We start from the raw sequence: 15,109 nt of genomic DNA on the forward strand, positions 1-15,109 counted from the left end.
ACACCCTGACGCGACGGTTCAAAAAGTCGCGATTGACCTTTTCTAATCTTGCGCCATGCTAATGTTTTCCAAGCGGCCAAGAAGAGCGATCTCCGCAGCATATGAACACGCAAACGACACCGTCTCCGCAATTCTACCTGACCGCACCGGCGACCTGCCCGTATCTGCCGCAGGAGATGGAGCGGAAGGTGTTTACCCATATGGTGGGCGAGCGGGCGCCCGAGCTCAACGATCTCCTCACCCAGGGCGGGTTCCGCCGGTCACAGAATATCGCCTACCGGCCGGCCTGCGAAAGCTGCCGGGCCTGCGTTTCCGTGCGCATCGTCGCCGGCGAATTCACGCCAACCCGCTCGATGCGGCGCATTCTGGCGCTGAACACGGACGTGGTTTCGACCGAATATCCGGCAGAGCCCTCCAGCGAGCAGTACAGCCTGTTTCGCCGCTATCTCGATCATCGCCACCAGAAGGGCGGCATGTCCGACATGTCGGTGCTGGACTACGCGATGATGGTCGAGGATACCCATGTCAACACCAAGATCATCGAGTACCGCCTGAAGGTCGAAGGCGACGGGATCGGCTTGGCGAAGGGTCCACTGATTTCGGCAGCGCTGACCGACAAGATGGGCGATGGGCTGTCGATGGTCTATTCCTATTTCGACCCGGATTTCGCCGATCGTTCGCTCGGCACGTTCATGATTCTCGATCATATCCGCAAAGTGAAGGAACGCGGCCTGCCGCACGTTTATCTTGGCTATTGGGTCAAGGGATCACGCAAAATGGACTATAAAACAAAGTTTCTGCCGCAGGAGCACCTTATGGCCCAGGGCTGGGAGCGCTATACAGAGTAAAGCGCAGCCACCGGACAGGACGAAATCTTGAGTGAAGCCATCGATGCCGCCCATCACCGCCGCGGACTTCTCATCACCGGCCTTGGCGGCCTTGCCCTTTCCTTCGACATTCCGCTGATCCGCTCCGCCGATGGCGAAGTCTGGTCGCTGCTGGCCGTGCGCAGTCTTTGCACCTTTACCGTTGCGCTGGTCGCCTGGGCCGTGCTCAACAAGGTCCTCGGCCGGAAGATCGCGCTCGTTCCGGGCAAGGCGGGACTGCTTGCCGGATTGTTTTACGGCCTTGGATCCTTCACCTTCCTGTTGTCCGTCTTCAATACCGCGACCGCCAATGTCGTCTTCATCGTTGCCTTTACGTCGATGTTCGCTGCCATCCTGTCCTGGGTCTTCCTCAAGGAGCGTCCGTCCAACGCCACGCTGGTGACCATGGCCGTGATGGTGTTCGGCGTCGGGCTGATCGTTCAGGACGGCCTGAAGAGCGGCAATTTCTTCGGCGATGCGATGGCGGTCTGCTCGGCGCTGATGCTGGCCTGCGCCATCACCGTCAGCCGCGCCAGCGGCAAGGACATGGGCCTGGTGCCGCTTGCCACCGCGATCTTCCCCGCCATCATCGGCTACCTTCTGTCACCGGCCGAAGGCCTTGCCATCGCCCATCCCGGCTGGATCGTCTTCGACGGCCTGATCATGATCCCGCTCGCCTTCTTCTGTCTCGCTACCGGCCCGCGCTACCTGTCGGCCCCGGAGGTCGGCATGTTCTATCTGCTCGAAACCATCCTCGCGCCGCTCTGGATCTGGATCGTCTTTCTGGAAGTCCCCACATCCCAGACGCTCGTGGGCGGCGCCGTGCTGATCCTGGCTTTGGTCGGGCACTCCGTCTGGCAGATGCGGAAGAAATCAGCCGTGGATGCCGTGACCGAGTTTCCGTTTACGGGCTGACGTTCACGGCCAATTGCTGAAAGGCACAACCAATGTTATAACACGATTATAACATTGGAGTTTTGCCATGAACATCACCATCCGCAAGATCGGCAATTCCGAGGGCGTCATCATTCCCAAGGAGGTGCTTGACCGCCTGGGCCTGAAGGCCGGCGATCAGATGCAACTCACCGCCAAGGATGGGGGCCTTCAGATGCAGCCCCTTGAGGAAGCATTTCAGCGTCAGCTCGAACATGCCAATCGTTTCATGGACAAATACAAGATTGCTTTGAAAAAGCTGGCCGAATGAGCGATTTCGTTTTTCTGGAACGGCCTCTCATCGAGGCATTGCAAACCATCCAGATCGAGCGATTTGGCGGCGCTTTTGGCTTGAGAGACGAAGGCGCACTTGAATCCGCTCTGGCCCGGCCGGTCAACAGAGCCCATTACGGCTGCGACGATGTCATCGAACTTGCCGCCGCCTATCTGTTCGGTCTTGCGATGAACCATGCGTTTGTTGATGGAAACAAGCGCATCGCCATTGTTGCGGCGGCGGTTTTCCTGATGGAAAATGGTTACGAAATCGAAACGAGCGACGGTCTTCTCTTCAGCTTCGTCCTATCGGTCGCTGCTGGTGAGATCGACGAAGACGGGGCTATCCGCTTCCTCCGGGACGTTACCGTTCCATCTGAAAACAGATAAACGGGCGGAATAACCGCCCGCACATCCATCACCCCGTAAACTTACCGCTTCTCGGAAAACCCTTCGGCACGGCCCTGCCCGCTGTGGCGCGGTCGCCGATCCATTCGAGCAGTTCGTCCTTGTTCTTGGTAAAGCTGCGGCCGGCGCTGTCGGCCCAGGTGAGGCCGTCGGCGATGGCAAAGCAGCGCATGTCGGAGACGCCGCCATCCTTGTAGCGCTGCAGGCGCACACCCTTGCCGCGGCTCATTTCCGGGATCTGCACCAGCGGGAAGACCAGCATCTTGCGGTTTTCGCCGACGATGGCGACGTGATCGCCCTTGACCGGGATGACCAGCTTGGTCTCATCCGGCATGGCGACGTTCATGATCTGCTTGCCCTTGCGGGTATTGGCGGCCATGTCGCCTTCCACGACCACGAAACCATTGCCGGCTGCCGACGAGATCAACAGTTTGCGCGCGGGATCGTGAACGAAGGCGGTCAGCACATCCTGATCGTTTTCCATATCGACGATGATGCGCAGCGGTTCGCCGTGCCCGCGTCCGCCCGGCAGCTTGTCGCCGCCCAGCGTGTAGGCCTTTCCGCCGGTGGTGACGACGAGGATGCGGTCGGTGGTCGAGGCCGGGAATGACAGTTTCAGCCCGTCGCCTTCCTTGAACTGCAGCGTCGAGACATCGGAGATATGACCCTTCAGCGCGCGGATCCAGCCCTTTTCGGAGATGACGACGGTGATCGGTTCCTTCTCGATCATCGCCTGCTGGATCGCTTCCAGATCGGCTTCCGGCGCATTGGAGAACAGCGTGCGGCGCCGGCCGATCTCGGTGGCCTTGGCGAATTTCTTCTTCACCTCGCCGATTTCCCAGGCAACGGTCTGCCACTGCTTTTCGTCGGACGCCAGCAGCGTCTCGATTTCCGCCTTTTCCTTCGACAGTGATTCGAATTCGGTGCGAATCTCGAACTCTTCCAGCTTGCGCAGGGAGCGCAGGCGCATGTTGAGGATCGATTCGGCCTGCAGGTCGGTGAGCGTGAAGCGCACCATCAAAGCGGGCTTGGGCTCGTCCTCCTCGCGGATGATGCGGATCACCTCGTCGAGGTTGAGATAGGCGATCAGGTAGCCGCCGAGGATCTCCAGGCGCCGGTCGATCGCCGCCAGCCGGAAACGCGAGCGGCGCTGCAGCACTTCGCGGCGATGATCCAGCCATTCCAGCAGGACCTCGTTCAGCGCCATCACCTTGGGAACGCGGCCCATGGAGAGTACGTTCATGTTGAGCGGAATGCGGTTTTCCAGTTCCGACAGCTTGAACAGCGATTCCATCAGGATCGTCGGATCGACCGAACGGCTCTTCGGCACCAGCACGAGCCGAACATCCTCGGCCGATTCGTCGCGCACGTCTTCGAGCAGCGGCAGCTTGCGGGCGATCAGCAGTTCGGCGATCTTTTCGATCAGCCGCGACTTCTGCACCTGGAAGGGAATTTCGGTGATGATGATCTGGTAGCCGCCGCGGCCGGTGTCTTCGACTTCCCATTTGGCGCGGACACGAAAGCCGCCGCGGCCGGTCTTGTAGGCCTCGATGATGCTCTCGCGGCTATCGATGATGATGCCGCCGGTCGGAAGGTCCGGACCTTCGATGCCGCCCCGCTCGGGATTGTTCGGATCGAGCATCAGGTCGTCGATCGTCGCGCCCGGGTTCTTGATCAGGTGGAGGGCTGCATCGCAAAGTTCGTGGGCGTTGTGCGGCGGGATCGAGGTCGCCATGCCGACGGCGATGCCGGAGGCGCCGTTCGCCAGAAGGTTCGGGAACGCGCCAGGCATGACGACCGGTTCCTGATCTTCCTCGTTATAGGTCGGGCGAAAATCCACCGCATCCTGGTCGATACCTTCGAGCAGAAGGCTCGCCACATCCGTCATGCGGGCTTCTGTGTAGCGGTATGCGGCCGCACTGTCGCCGTCGATATTGCCGAAATTGCCCTGGCCATCGACGATCGGATAGCGCTGCGAGAAATCTTGGGCGAGCCGCACCAGCGCATCATAGACCGACTGGTCACCATGCGGGTGGAACTTACCGATGACGTCACCGACGATACGGGCGCATTTCTTGAACGAGGAATTGGAGCGCAGCCCCATTTCGCTCATCGCATGAATAATGCGGCGGTGGACCGGCTTCAGGCCGTCGCGCACGTCCGGCAAGGCCCGGTGCATGATGGTCGACAGCGCATAGGCAAGATAGCGCTCTTCCAGCGCCGCCTTGAGGTCAACCGGCAGAATATGATCGTCTCCGCCCGACGGCGGCAAAAGGCTCTGTCCCATGGTTTCTTGCTACCGCAACAAACCCTGAACGGCAAGGATTGCAGGGCATTGCGCTGTGGAGAACCCGCGCGGCAGCGCGCCTGTGTGGCCGCAGGGCAAAAGCTTGAAAATTCCGTGTTTGACACGCAAGGCGACGGCAGAAGCAGAAATGACCGAATCAACACTTGCAGACCCTTGCCGCCACGGGCCGGACGCTTAAGTAAACCGGAAAATTGCGGAAGGACTGCGGCTTTGACCTGTCTCGAGATGAGATGCACAGCGCCAAACCGGAAGACCGTGAACAATTTTCTGCCCAAAGACGCAAGCCCGCACGAAACATCGCTGAGCAGAGCAATTCGAATATATTTCGGCCTTAATCCGTATTAGAAATGCCTTCGAAATTAGACCTTTACAACGAGGAACACTCCATGATGCCTACCCGCAATCTCCGTCTGATGCTGGCGAGTGCCGCTTTTATCGGCCTTTCCGGTCCGGCCTTCGCGCTCGACGGCGCGGATCTCGTCACCAAGCTGAACGCCGCCTATGCCCTCAATGGCGCAACTGTTGCCTATGAGAATGTTGCGGTGGATGGCACGACCGTGACGCTGACCGGCGTCAGCGTCAAATCGACGGCTGCCCCCGGCAAGGAGTTCAAGATCGGCGACGTCACGCTTGAGGGCGTCGAGGAAACCGATGGCGGCGGCTACTATGCCGAAACCGTCACGCTGCCGGATCTCGATGTCAAGCAGAACGAAACCGCGATTGCGGCCAAGGACCTCTCGATCGGCGGGCTGAGCATCCCCGGCAATCCGGCCGGCAGCACGGTCAACGACATCGTCCTTTACGAGACCGCCGCGACCGGCCCGGTGACCGTCACGACCAGGGGCAAGCAGGTGTTTTCGCTGGAGGAATCGGAAGCCAACCTGACGAAGCAGGAAAGCGATGCCGGCTTTGATTTCGACGTCACGGCCTCCGGCATCAAGGCGGATCTCTCCGATGTCCAGGATGCCAAGCAGAAGGATGCGATCGAAAAGCTGGGGCTGAAAAACCTGGCCGGCGAAATGACGATGAAGGGCAGCTGGGAAGTCGCCACCGGCAATGTCGCGCTGGAGGAATATGCGTTCGACTTCGCCAATGTCGGCCGTCTTGCGATCGCCTTTGATATTTCCGGCTATACGCTGAATTTCATGAAGTCCATGCAGGAAGCCATGAAGGCCGCCGAAGCCAATCCGAACAAGGAGGAAGCCAATCAGGCGATGGGCATGTCGATGATGGGCCTCATCCAGCAGCTGAGCTTCAACAGCGCCTCGATCCGGTTCGACGATGCGACGATCACCAAGCGCGTTCTCGACTATATCGGCGCGCAGCAGGGCGTCTCCGGCGACCAGCTGGCACAGTCGCTCAAGGGCATGGTGCCGTTGATGATGGCGCAGCTCAACGTTCCCGAACTGCAGAACCAGGTCTCGACCGCCGTCAACACCTATCTGGATGCACCAAAAAGCCTGACGATCTCGGCCGAACCGGCAAACCCGGTCCCCTTCCCGATGATCATCGGCGCTGCCATGGGCGCTCCAAACACGGTCCCAAGCGTTCTCGGCGTCAAGGTCACCGCCAACGACTGATAAAGCCGGTCAGCAACGAACAGCGAAGGCCCGGCGGGAAATCGCCGGGCCTTTTTTTATGTCTCAAAGGTCTGTCGCCGACATGAAAAACCCGGCGATTGGCATCGCCGGGTTAATGACTTCCGATTGGAGGTGCTGACCTTGATCAGTCCTTCTTCAAGGGCGGGATGACGCGCAGCGACAGTTCCGCAAGCTGCTTGGGCATCGCTGGAGCCGGTGCGTTCATCAAGAGGTCCTGGGCCTGCTGGTTCATCGGGAACAGCGTGATTTCGCGCAGGTTCTTGGCGCCGAGCAGCAGCATAACGACACGGTCGATGCCGAAGGCGCAGCCGCCATGCGGAGGCGCGCCGTACTGGAAGGCGCGGTACATGCCGCCGAAGCGTTCTTCAACGTCCGCCTGGCTGAGACCCACCAGCTCGAACGCCTTGACCATCAGTTCCGGCGACTGGTTGCGGATCGAGCCCGAGGCGATTTCGAAGCCGTTGCAGACGGCGTCATACTGATAGGCCTTGATCGTCAAGGGGTCCTGCGTCTGCAGCGCCTCAAGCCCGCCCTGCGGCATCGAGAACGGGTTGTGGGCGAAATCGACCTTCTTGTCTTCCTCGCTCCATTCGTAGAACGGGAAATCGATGATCCAGCACAGCTCGAAACGCTCGCGATCGACCAGGTTCAGGTCCTCGCCGGCCTTTGTGCGGGCTTCGCCTGCGAACTTGTAGAATTTGGCCGGATCGCCAGCGACGAAGAAGCAGGCGTCGCCCGCATCAAGGCCAAGCTGCGTGCGAAGCGCTTCGGTGCGCTCCTCGCCGATGTTCTTGGCCAGCGGGCCGGAGCCAACGATCGAGCCGTCTTCTTCCTTGCGCCAGAAGATATAGCCGAGGCCCGGCTGGCCGGTCGATTGCGCCCAGGCATTCATGCGGTCACAGAAGGCGCGCGAACCACCGGTCTTGGCCGGGATCGCCCAGACCTCGACCTTCGGATCGCGTTCGATCATGCCGGCAAACACTTTGAAGCCGGAGCCGGCGAAATGTTCGGTGACGGCCTGCATCTCGATCGGGTTGCGCAGGTCCGGCTTGTCGGAACCATATTTGCGGATCGCCTGGTCATAAGGAATACGCGGCCATTCCTTGGTGACGGGCTTGCCTTCGGCGAACTGCTCGAACACGCCGGTCATGATCGGTGCCATCGTATCCCAGACGTCTTCCTGGGTGACGAAGCTCATTTCCAGGTCGAGCTGGTAGAATTCGCCCGGCAGACGGTCGGCGCGCGGGTCTTCGTCGCGGAAGCATGGCGCGATCTGGAAGTAGCGGTCGAAACCGGCAACCATCAACAGCTGCTTGTACTGCTGCGGCGCCTGCGGCAGCGCGAAGAACGTGCCGGGATGGATACGGCTCGGCACGAGGAAGTCGCGGGCGCCTTCCGGCGAGGACGCCGTCAGGATCGGTGTCGAATATTCGGCAAAGCCGGCCGAGTTCATGCGCGAGCGCATGTCGGAAATGATCTGGCTGCGCTTGACGATGTTCTTGTGCAGCGTTTCGCGGCGCAGATCGAGGAAGCGGTACTTGAGGCGGATGTCTTCCGGATAGTCGGGCTCGCCGAAGACCGGCAGCGGCAGTTCCTTGGCGGAGGAGAGCACTTCGATCTCCTGCGCGTAAAGCTCGATCTCGCCGGTCGCCATCTGCTTGTTGACGGTCTCGTCCGAGCGCGCCTTGACCGTGCCGTCGATGCGGATGACCCACTCGCCGCGCACCGTCTCGGCCGCCTTGAAGGCCGGTGAGTCGGGATCGACGACGATCTGCGTCATGCCATAATGGTCGCGAAGATCGATGAACAGCAGGCCGCCATGATCGCGAACGCGATGGACCCAGCCGGAAATGCGGACGGTCTGCCCGACATCGGCTTTGCGAAGAGCGGCACAAGTGTGGCTGCGGTAACGATGCATGATATTATCCTGGAACCAAGGGGCCGCGCGGCCACGCCAAAGCGCGCTGCGGCAGCGTCAAAATCGGGCGGAAAAGCGCATGGTGAGGCCGATTTGTCAAGGCCGGAGCAGATTAAACGGCGCCGCTTCCCCGATCCTGCCGGCAATCCGGCGGCCGCCCGGACGTTGAACGCCATCCCATTTTTGCGCCGCCATGCCCGTGTCATTATCGATCACGCGAAAACCTGTGCTCTTGAGTGTTTGGAAGGAATTTCAGCTTAGCATCAGCTCAAACCGGCAAGGATGCTGCAGAAAGGGATGCGCAATCCTTGCGAATGAAATTGACGACGATCGTTTGGAGACCGTGACATGACCGCCGCGCCAAGTCTTCTCGCTTTGGCCCCGCAAGAGAAAACCGGCACGTTTTTCTCCCGCGAACAGCTTTATTTCATTTTGTCCGCGCTGCCGGACCCGGCCTTCGTCCTGACGCGGAGCGGCCGCTACGCCGCATTGTTCGGCGGGTCGGACCATCGCTATTATCATGACGGCAGCTCGCTGATCGGCCAGAGCGTGTTCGACGTGCTCGCCGAGGACAAGGCACGATGGTTTGCCGGGGAAATTCAGTACGCGCTGGACACCAGGGCCCTGCACATCGTCGAGTACAGCCTTGCCGGCAGCGATGTGAAAGGGTTGAAAGATGCGGGGCCTGATCACCCCATCTGGTTTGAGGGCCGCGTGCAGGCGCTGGATTTTCCGGTCGATGGCGAGGATGCGGTGGTCTGGGTTGCCAGCAACATCACCCAGAAAAATGTCATCGAGACCCAATTGCGGCTGCAAAGCGAGACCGATGCCCTGACAGGGCTTTTCAACCGGCGCAAGCTGATGGACGTTCTTGAAGAACACTTCGAACGGTTCATCCGGGAACGCCAGCCCACCGTCGCTTTGATGTTCGATGTCGATCATTTCAAGCATGTCAACGATGCCTATGGTCATCCAGCTGGAGACAGGGTTCTCGCTCTCATCGCCACTCTATGCCGCGAGGTTTTGCGGGGCGCCGATTTTGCGGCGCGCATCGGCGGCGATGAATTTGTCGTCCTGATGCCGCTGACGCGGGGGGATCACGGCCGCGTCACCGCCGAGCGCCTGCGCCAGCGTATCGCCTCCAGCGTGACGGAAGCGGTCAACCATCCGATCGCGATCAGTGGCGGCATCAGCGAGTTTTCCGCCACGGACAAAACCTGCACCGACATCCTCAAACGCGCCGATGACGGCCTCTACCGCTCCAAGCGGGCCGGCCGCAATCAGTTCACTTCAGTCTGAATCAACAGGGCTCAACGTTCAGAAGCGACGAAATAGGCGAAATCTGAGCTGTCTCCATGCCTGCCGGAGAGGTACACAAGGGAACCGGGACTCGACCATGACCGAGTCGCCGAAATCCGGAATGTCCCATGTCGCAGCTTCGTCCGCTCATCCCCCTCCTCATCACGGCCGGCATCCTGATCGGCGGCAACGGGCTGCAGGGAACCTATATCTCGCTGCGCGCCCTGCAGGAGGGCTTTTCGACATCGCTGATCGGACTGGTCGGCACCGGCTACAATATCGGCTTTGCCATCGGCTGCATCTATGTGACGCGCATCCTGCGCTCGATCGGCCATATTCGAACCTTTTCTGCCATGGCGGCGATTGCGTCGGCAGCCTCACTTGCGATGGTGCTGCTGATCGATCCGTGGTTCTGGTTCCTGATGCGGCTGATTGCCGGCATCTGTTTTGCCAGCCTGTTTGCCACCGTCGAAAGCTGGCTGAATGCGCGGGTCAACAATTCCAACCGCGCCCGCACCCTGTCGATCTATCGCCTGGTCGATCTCGGTTCGGTGACCGCGGCGCAATACCTGATCCCGACCGTCGGGATCGAGGGGTTCCAGCTGTTTGCCATCGTGTCCATGGCGCTCACCCTGTCGCTGGTCCCGATCTCCTTTGCCGACCGCTCCAGCCCCGGATTGCCGGAAGCGATCAAGTTCGATGTCAAGGCGCTGTGGAACATCTCGCCGCTCGCCACGATCGGCTGCATCGTCGTCGGGCTTACAAACTCCACCTTCCGTTCGTTGGGGCCGATCTATGCCGAGGGGATCGGCCTGTCGATCACGGCGATTGCCACCTTCATGAGCGTCGGGATCATCGGCGGCGTGGTGCTGCAATACCCGCTCGGGCTTTATTCCGACCGGCTGGACCGGCGGCTGATCATCCTGTTTGCCACGTTCGGCTCGCTGCTTGCGGGGCTTTATCTTGCGCTCTTTGCCGGCAGCGACGAATGGCTGAATTTCATCGGCATCTTCATCTTCGGCGCCTTCGCCATGCCGCTCTATTCGCTCTGCTCGGCGCATGCCAACGACCATGCCGCCGAAGGGCAGCACGCGCTGGTTTCGGCCGGCATGCTGTTCTTCTGGTCTTGCGGGGCGATTATCGGGCCGCTATTTGCCTCGTTCATGCTCGATATTTTCGGGCCGCAGGCGCTGTTCATCTATACGGCCGCAGTCCTTGCCGCCTTCATGCTCTATACGCTGCAGCGGATGACGGCCCGCAGTGGCGTGCCCACCGGCGAACGCTCCATGCGGTTTCGCAACCTGCTGCGCACCTCCTCTTTCTTCAACAAGCTGGCGGCACGGCCCGAGGACAAGCCCCAGGACTAGAGGCAAGAACCGCAGCTGCGGCAAGATGCGCGCAAATGCCAATTGATGATTGCCGTCATCAAGTTTAAACCGGGCCATCGCACTCTCCGGAAAACCTGCCCATGCCAATCATCGACCGCCGCACACTTTTGAAGGGATCGGCTGCGGCCGCAGCCTCCTTTGCAATCGGCGGCGGTCTTGCGGCGCGCAACAGCATCGCGGCACCCACACCGCTGCTGCTTAAGGCGCAATTTACCGAGGCGGCATTGGCCAATGACGGCGTCACCCCGAAAGTCATGACATACGGCACAAGCGAGGCGCCGGCCACCGGCATGCCGCCGGTCATCCGCATGAAAAGGGGCGAGCCCTTTGCCGCAAGGCTCATGAATGCCCTGGACGAGCCGACCACGGTTCACTGGCATGGCCTGCGCATCGTCAATGCCATGGACGGTGTACCGGAGATGACTCAAGCCTACGTCTATCCCGGCGACGGCTTCGACTATGCCTTCACGCCGCCCGATGCCGGTACCTTCTGGTATCATCCGCATTGCAACACGCTGACCCAGATGGGTCACGGTCTGACCGGCGTCATCGTCGTCGAGGACTCGGCCGATCCAGTGTTCGATGCCGAGATCGTGCTCAACCTGCGCGACTGGCGGCTTGGCACCGGCGGCGCCTTCATTGCCCCGTTCAAGCCGCGCGATGCTGCGCGCGGCGGCACCTATGGCACGGTGCGCACCACCAACTGGCAGCAGCAGCCGCGCTATGACGCGCCGGCGGGCGGCCTTGTGCGCATCAGGATTGCCGCCACCGACGTGACGCGCATCTATTCGCTTGCCGCAGACGGGGCGCCGGCGCTGGTCATCGCACTGGATGGAAATCCGGTCGATGCGCCCTATCCGCTCGATCTGCTCGATATCGGCCCCGGCCAGCGCGTCGAACTGGTCGTGCGCATGCCGGATGAGGAAGGCGCCGAGGTCAAGCTCGGCAATTTGCGTGGCTCCAATCCTTTCACCGTTGCGGCACTGTGCGCAACCGGCACCTCGCTCAAGCGCGATCTCCGCGATGTGAAGGCGCTGCCCGCCAATCCGATCGCCGAAGCCGATCTGTCGGCGGCGACGCGCATTCCGCTCGAATTTACCGCAACCGCCGAACATGCGCCGGTTCCCAGCATCTGCGGCACGATCGGCTATACGTTCTGGGCCATCAACAAGGTGCCGTGGCAGGGCGACACGCCCGATCCCGGCGCTCCGGTTTCCGAGCTGAAACTGGGCAAAAGCTATGTGCTGCAGGTGCGCAACCGTACCCCGCATGCGCATCCGATCCATCTGCATGGATTGAGCTTCCGCATTCTCAGTTCCAACAAGCGCACCATCCTTCCGCCCCCCACCGATACGATCCTGCTTTTGCCGGACGAGCAGGCCGAACTCGGTCTCGTCGCCGACAATCCTGGCGACTGGCTGCTCCATTGCCATATCATCGAGCACCAGAAGACCGGAATGTCGGCATATTTCCGGGTGGTTTGAGCTTTTTTCGTTGTGGCACCGGGCGTGAAGCGATACATCGGGTGAGTTTTAACGGCCGCATTTCCGCCACAGTGATTGAAGTTTGATGATCGAGACAACCGCCGAACTTGCCGCCGCCTGCGAAACGCTGGCCAGCGGAGATTACCTGACGATCGATACGGAATTTCTCCGCGAGACGACTTTCTGGCCGCAGCTTTGCCTGATCCAGATGGCCGGACCGGACATTGCCGTGATCGTCGATCCGATGGCCAAGGACATCGACCTTGCGCCGTTCTTCGCGCTGATGGCCAATACGGATGTCGTCAAGGTGTTCCATGCGGCCCGCCAGGACATCGAAATCATCTATAATCTCGGCAAGCTGATCCCGCATCCGATCTTCGATACGCAGGTCGCCGCCATGGTATGCGGCTTCGGCGACAGTGTTTCCTACGATCAACTGGTCAGCCGCATCAAGAACGTCCATATCGACAAGTCCTCGCGCTTCACCGACTGGAGCCGGCGGCCGCTGTCGGAAAAGCAGCTCGACTATGCGCTGGCCGACGTGACCCATCTGCGTGATGTCTATCTCCACCTCAAGGCCGAGCTTGAGCGCGAAGGCCGCTCGCTGTGGCTGACCGAGGAAATGGCCATTCTCGAGGCCAAGGAAACCTACGACATCCATCCGGATGACGCCTGGCAGCGGCTGAAGATGCGGCTGAAGAAGCCGATCGAGCTCGCCGTCCTGCAGAAGGTCGCCGCCTGGCGCGAACGCGAGGCGCGTAACCGCAACGTTCCGCGTGGCCGTATCCTCAAGGATGACGGCCTCTATGAAATCGCACAGCAGCAGCCAAAGGACGTGGAAGCGCTGTCGCGCCTGCGCACCATCCCCAAGGGCTGGGAACGCTCGGCTGCCGGCACCGCGATCCTCGAGGCGGTCAACGCAGCACTGGAACTGCCCAAGGCCGACATGCCCAAGCTGCCGCGCCAGAACCAGGCCCCGGAAGGCGCCCAGGCCGCCGGCGAAATGCTCAAGGTCCTGTTGAAGCTGATCGCCGAAAAACAGGGCGTCGCCGCCAAGATCATCGCCAATAGCGACGATCTCGAACGGATCGCCTCGGAAGGCCCGAAAGCCGATGTCGGCGCGCTGAAAGGCTGGCGCCGCGAGCTGTTCGGCGACACCGCGCTGAAGCTGATCAACGGCGAGGTCGCCCTGCGCTTCATCGACCGCAAGATCGAAGCGGTTGAACTTTAGAGCGCTTCTCTAGGATATTCGCTAGGGGTGCATCTTGGCACCCTTGGTGATCTTGTCAGCGATCTTCTTGTCGGCATGAAGCGCAATGCCGACAACTCTCGCATCATCCGGGCCGAACCGGGCGAACACCTCGCGGTTGGCCGCGTCATGGCCGGTCGCAAACATGTCCTCGACATAGAGCGACGTCTTCACCCCGCGCTCCAGCGCCCGGCGGTGAATTGTAGCCATGGTTTTTTCATCGGCTGACAGCACGATGACCGGCTGGATGCTCAAGGGATTGTAGACGTTGCCATCGGCATCGCGGTAGGGTTCGCCGATAAGGCCGGGCTTTTCAGCGACGATGCCGCTTGTCAAAAAAGCGGTGACGTTGAGCTTTTGCCAGACGGCCAGGTCCTCGCGCAGCACGATTGCAAATTTGGTCTCGAACATGAATGCCAACTCCATCTTGGGAAACAGGACGCTTGCGACGTCGAACGCCTGCTTAGCCGCAGAGGGCGGCAGCGATCTTGAACGTTCGTGCATGCCGGTCGCCTCCGACGGTATCAAGGTTGCGCCGGCCTCCGGCGGCATCGAGCGGATCGAGGCGCATTTTCGCGGCAACGCGTTCGAGCCGCACCGCCACGACACCTATGCGCTCGGCCTGACGCTGCAGGGCATCCAGTCGTTCCGGTATCGCGGGCTGGTGCGCTACAGCCAGCCCGGCAATGTCATCGTTCTGCATCCGGACGAGGTGCATGACGGCGCTGCCGGGACGGAGGAAGGCCTGCGCTACCGGATGATGTATCTGCCGCCGGAAATGCTGATCGATGCGCTGGGGGACAAGCGGTCCGGCCTGCCCTTCGTCCCCTCGCCGGTCATTGCCGACCGTGCCTTTGCCGCAAGCCTTGCCGACGCCATGCGCGATCTCGATGGCGTAATCGACGGTTTGCAGCTGAATGACGTACTGACGGGCATTGCCGATGCGCTGGTGCGGCATGCGGATGCGGATGCGACAAAACGGGGCCGGACATACGACCAGGCGGCCATCCGCCGGGCCTGCGACTTCCTGCAGGTGCATTTTGACCGCCAGGTAAGCTCCGATGAACTCGAAGCCGTCACCGGCCTTGACCGTTTCACGCTATCCAGGCAATTCCGCGCAAGTCTTGGAACCAGCCCGCACCGTTATCTCGTCATGCGCCGGCTTGAGAGAGCCCGTAGCCTGATCGGCAGCGGCAGGAGCCTCGTCGAGATCGCGCTTGAAACCGGCTTTTCCGATCAGGCGCATTTTAACAGGCACTTCAAGAAGGCGCACGGAATGACGCCCGGACGCTGGGAGAGCCTTTGCCGCAGGGCTTAGCGCGCTGTTTGCAAGACGGGCCTTGGTAGAAATGGCGACAGATTGATACACAAAAATGCTTGAC

The 15,109-nt window shown here is 60.9% G+C and carries 13 protein-coding genes; 10 read left to right on the plus strand and 3 right to left on the minus strand.

Going from position 1 to position 15,109, the window contains the following annotated elements; all coding sequences use genetic code 11:
* The first annotated feature begins 101 nt into the window (after positions 1 to 101).
* From PYR65_RS15700 to PYR65_RS15715, 4 genes are all read left to right on the plus strand, one after another.
* A complete protein-coding gene (locus tag PYR65_RS15700) occupies positions 102 to 848 on the plus strand; it encodes an arginyltransferase (protein WP_276118627.1) in 747 nt (248 codons plus the stop codon).
* A 27-nt stretch (positions 849 to 875) separates the two neighbouring features.
* Positions 876 to 1,781 (plus strand): DMT family transporter, encoded by a 906-nt coding sequence (locus tag PYR65_RS15705; RefSeq protein WP_276118628.1) that lies wholly within the window; start codon positions 876 to 878, stop codon positions 1,779 to 1,781.
* 67 nt (positions 1,782 to 1,848) lie between these two features.
* Positions 1,849 to 2,070, plus strand: coding sequence for an AbrB/MazE/SpoVT family DNA-binding domain-containing protein (locus tag PYR65_RS15710; RefSeq protein ID WP_276118629.1), 222 nt, complete (start codon positions 1,849 to 1,851; stop codon positions 2,068 to 2,070).
* Positions 2,067 to 2,462 (plus strand): type II toxin-antitoxin system death-on-curing family toxin, encoded by a 396-nt coding sequence (locus PYR65_RS15715; protein ID WP_276118630.1) that lies wholly within the window; start codon positions 2,067 to 2,069, stop codon positions 2,460 to 2,462. Before PYR65_RS15710 ends, PYR65_RS15715 begins: the two co-directional genes overlap by 4 nt.
* Positions 2,463 to 2,490: 28 nt before the next feature.
* Here PYR65_RS15715 and parC read toward each other — a convergent pair whose 3' ends face one another.
* Positions 2,491 to 4,767 (minus strand): DNA topoisomerase IV subunit A, encoded by a 2,277-nt coding sequence (gene parC / locus PYR65_RS15720; protein WP_276118631.1) that lies wholly within the window; start codon positions 4,765 to 4,767, stop codon positions 2,491 to 2,493.
* A gap of 407 nt (positions 4,768 to 5,174) precedes the next feature.
* Here parC and PYR65_RS15725 point away from each other — a divergent pair, with 407 nt between their 5' ends.
* Complete coding sequence (locus PYR65_RS15725; protein WP_276118632.1) at positions 5,175 to 6,368, plus strand: hypothetical protein; 1,194 nt, start codon at positions 5,175 to 5,177, stop codon at positions 6,366 to 6,368.
* A gap of 145 nt (positions 6,369 to 6,513) precedes the next feature.
* On the opposite strand, the gene aspS is transcribed toward PYR65_RS15725, so the two are convergent.
* Positions 6,514 to 8,307, minus strand: coding sequence for an aspartate--tRNA ligase (gene aspS / locus PYR65_RS15730; protein WP_276118633.1), 1,794 nt, complete (start codon positions 8,305 to 8,307; stop codon positions 6,514 to 6,516).
* Between the two features lie 348 nt (positions 8,308 to 8,655).
* Between aspS and PYR65_RS15735 the strand changes: the two genes are divergently transcribed.
* The 4 genes from PYR65_RS15735 (at position 8,656) to rnd (ending at position 13,709) form a co-directional block, all read left to right on the plus strand.
* Positions 8,656 to 9,606: a GGDEF domain-containing protein gene (locus PYR65_RS15735; RefSeq protein ID WP_276118634.1), complete on the plus strand. Its 951-nt coding sequence runs from the start codon at positions 8,656 to 8,658 to the stop codon at positions 9,604 to 9,606.
* Between the two features lie 128 nt (positions 9,607 to 9,734).
* A complete protein-coding gene (locus PYR65_RS15740) occupies positions 9,735 to 10,973 on the plus strand; it encodes an MFS transporter (protein WP_276118635.1) in 1,239 nt (412 codons plus the stop codon).
* 101 nt (positions 10,974 to 11,074) lie between these two features.
* The gene (locus PYR65_RS15745; protein ID WP_276118636.1) at positions 11,075 to 12,478 is read left to right on the plus strand and encodes a multicopper oxidase family protein; all 1,404 of its coding nucleotides are present in this window, start codon (positions 11,075 to 11,077) and stop codon (positions 12,476 to 12,478) included.
* Positions 12,479 to 12,563: 85 nt separating this feature from the next.
* Entirely contained in the window at positions 12,564 to 13,709 is a 1,146-nt protein-coding gene (gene rnd / locus PYR65_RS15750) for a ribonuclease D (protein ID WP_060641293.1), read from the plus strand.
* A 21-nt stretch (positions 13,710 to 13,730) separates the two neighbouring features.
* Here rnd and PYR65_RS15755 read toward each other — a convergent pair whose 3' ends face one another.
* Complete coding sequence (locus tag PYR65_RS15755) at positions 13,731 to 14,138, minus strand: DUF2000 family protein (RefSeq protein WP_060641441.1); 408 nt, start codon at positions 14,136 to 14,138, stop codon at positions 13,731 to 13,733.
* Between PYR65_RS15755 and PYR65_RS15760 the strand changes: the two genes are divergently transcribed.
* Positions 14,137 to 15,045 carry an AraC family transcriptional regulator gene (locus tag PYR65_RS15760; protein ID WP_276118637.1) on the plus strand — a complete coding sequence of 303 codons (909 nt, stop codon included), beginning with the start codon at positions 14,137 to 14,139 and terminating at the stop codon, positions 15,043 to 15,045. The two genes, PYR65_RS15755 and PYR65_RS15760, sit on opposite strands and share 2 nt — an antisense overlap.
* The last annotated feature ends 64 nt before the right edge of the window (positions 15,046 to 15,109 follow it).

Origin of the sequence: Pararhizobium qamdonense (genome assembly GCF_029277445.1) — a bacterium.
Taxonomy (GTDB): domain Bacteria; phylum Pseudomonadota; class Alphaproteobacteria; order Rhizobiales; family Rhizobiaceae; genus Pararhizobium; species Pararhizobium qamdonense.

What these genes read in the sequence shown, in the direction of transcription:
- PYR65_RS15700 (WP_276118627.1), top strand. Translation starts at nt 102, where the DNA reads ATGAACACGCAAACGACACCGTCTCCGCAATTCTACCTGACCGCACCG.
- PYR65_RS15710 (WP_276118629.1), top strand. Translation starts at nt 1,849, where the DNA reads ATGAACATCACCATCCGCAAGATCGGCAATTCCGAGGGCGTCATCATT.
- PYR65_RS15715 (WP_276118630.1), top strand. Translation starts at nt 2,067, where the DNA reads ATGAGCGATTTCGTTTTTCTGGAACGGCCTCTCATCGAGGCATTGCAA.
- parC (WP_276118631.1), bottom strand. Translation starts at nt 4,767, where the DNA reads ATGGGACAGAGCCTTTTGCCGCCGTCGGGCGGAGACGATCATATTCTG.
- PYR65_RS15725 (WP_276118632.1), top strand. Translation starts at nt 5,175, where the DNA reads ATGATGCCTACCCGCAATCTCCGTCTGATGCTGGCGAGTGCCGCTTTT.
- aspS (WP_276118633.1), bottom strand. Translation starts at nt 8,307, where the DNA reads ATGCATCGTTACCGCAGCCACACTTGTGCCGCTCTTCGCAAAGCCGAT.
- PYR65_RS15735 (WP_276118634.1), top strand. Translation starts at nt 8,656, where the DNA reads ATGACCGCCGCGCCAAGTCTTCTCGCTTTGGCCCCGCAAGAGAAAACC.
- PYR65_RS15740 (WP_276118635.1), top strand. Translation starts at nt 9,735, where the DNA reads ATGTCGCAGCTTCGTCCGCTCATCCCCCTCCTCATCACGGCCGGCATC.
- PYR65_RS15745 (WP_276118636.1), top strand. Translation starts at nt 11,075, where the DNA reads ATGCCAATCATCGACCGCCGCACACTTTTGAAGGGATCGGCTGCGGCC.
- rnd (WP_060641293.1), top strand. Translation starts at nt 12,564, where the DNA reads ATGATCGAGACAACCGCCGAACTTGCCGCCGCCTGCGAAACGCTGGCC.
- PYR65_RS15760 (WP_276118637.1), top strand. Translation starts at nt 14,137, where the DNA reads ATGAATGCCAACTCCATCTTGGGAAACAGGACGCTTGCGACGTCGAAC.
- PYR65_RS15755 (WP_060641441.1), bottom strand. Translation starts at nt 14,138, where the DNA reads ATGTTCGAGACCAAATTTGCAATCGTGCTGCGCGAGGACCTGGCCGTC.